The sequence below is a fragment of the Rhodococcus sp. HM1 genome, from assembly GCF_023218075.1.
In the GTDB taxonomy this organism is placed as follows: Bacteria; Actinomycetota; Actinomycetes; order Mycobacteriales; family Mycobacteriaceae; genus Rhodococcus.
The window spans coordinates 1-398 of the sequence record NZ_JALPTB010000230.1 but is presented as its reverse complement, the minus strand read 5'-3'; the positions used below and the strand labels follow the sequence as shown (position 1 = coordinate 398).

Below are 398 nucleotides of genomic sequence, written 5' to 3'. Positions count from 1 at the left end.
GCCTCGGCCTGCGCCTTCACCAGGCCCGAGCCCGGCACCACCATGGCGGAGACGCTCTCGTGCACCTTGCGGCCCTCGACCATCTGGGCGACGACCCGCAGGTCCTCGATCCGGCCGTTGGTGCAGGAGCCGATGAACACCCGGTCCAGGGTGATGTCGGTGATCGGCGTGCCCGGGGTCAGGCCCATGTAGGCCAGCGCCTTCTCCTTGGACTGCCGCTTGTTCTCGTCCGCGATCGCCGCCGGATCAGGCACGCGGCCGCGCACCGAGATCACGTCCTCCGGGCTGGTGCCCCAGCTGACGATCGGCGGCAGGCTCGCGGCGTCCAGGCGCACCTCGCGGTCGAAGAACGCGCCCTCGTCGGTGAGCAGGCTCTCCCAGTAGGCCCGGGCCTTGTC

Annotated in this window: 1 protein-coding gene; it reads right to left on the bottom strand. The window is 71.1% G+C overall.

Annotation, left to right across the window (positions count from 1 at the left end):
* Nucleotides 1-398 (bottom strand): aconitase family protein (locus tag M1M07_RS32550; RefSeq protein WP_248676811.1); only part of this gene is annotated, 398 nt, incomplete at both ends.